This window comes from Pseudacidovorax intermedius, assembly GCF_001476815.1.
In the GTDB taxonomy this organism is placed as follows: domain Bacteria; phylum Pseudomonadota; class Gammaproteobacteria; order Burkholderiales; family Burkholderiaceae_C; genus Xenophilus; species Xenophilus intermedius_A.
In genome coordinates this window covers 1-804 of sequence record NZ_LDSL01000264.1, presented here as the reverse complement: position 1 = coordinate 804, position 804 = coordinate 1, and the positions used below count along the sequence as shown (strand labels likewise).

Annotated in this window: 1 protein-coding gene; it reads left to right on the top strand. The window is 74.0% G+C overall.

The window, feature by feature from the left end:
• Positions 1–211: 211 nt before the first annotated feature.
• Positions 212–804: Crp/Fnr family transcriptional regulator (locus tag NS331_RS25130; protein WP_058644614.1), on the top strand; the 593-nt coding region annotated here is incomplete at its 3' end.

The following is an 804-nucleotide window of genomic DNA, read 5'->3' as shown; positions in this document are numbered from 1 at the left end:
GACTTGCGGGGAGGTGTCGCAGAGGCCGTGCAGCGGACCACCGGGCATGAGGTAGGCCGGCGAGGGCAGGGCGGCCACCAGGCTGGGGTCAGGGGGGTGGGGCGGGCCGGTCAGCGGCCCGCCGGGGGGCCTGGCGTCCGGGCGCAGGGAGGTTGGGGGTACCGGCGCGGCGTTGGGCCCCGGCACCACCACGCGCAGCAGGGCGGGGTCGGTGTCGGGTCAGCGGGTCGGCGTCGGCTCCGGCCTGCTGCGCGTGGTGGTGCCGGGGCCCAACGACGCGGCGGTGACCACCAGCTTCCTGAGCCCGGACGACATGCATCTCGGCGCGCCGCTGACCGGCCCGCGCCAGCCCTCCGACCTCAGCCTGGTGGCCGCCCTGCCCTCGTCGGTCTACGTCATGCCCCTGTGGACGCTGCACCGGCTGTGCGACCACTACCCGGAGGTTCCGCAGATGCTGCTGCAAACCCAGCTGCGGCAGATGACGGCGCTGCGCAAGCAGATCCGCCGGCGCCACATGCTCACGGCAGAGCGGCTGGTGGGCCGCGTGCTGCAGGAGCTGACCACCCTGGCGCCCGAGGGCGAGCATGCCTTCGACCGCCGCATCTCCCAGGGCGTGATCGCCTCCTACGCGGGTCTGTCGCGGCCCATGGTGAACAAGGTGCTGCGCGACCTGGAAGAGCGCGGCCTGGTGCAGCGCGACGGCGATGCCGTGCACGTGCAGGACGACCCGGCCTTCGACAGCGACTTCCATGCGCCGCTCGCACCGGATGGCGAAGGCGACGCGGATGCCGACGGCGACGGCGA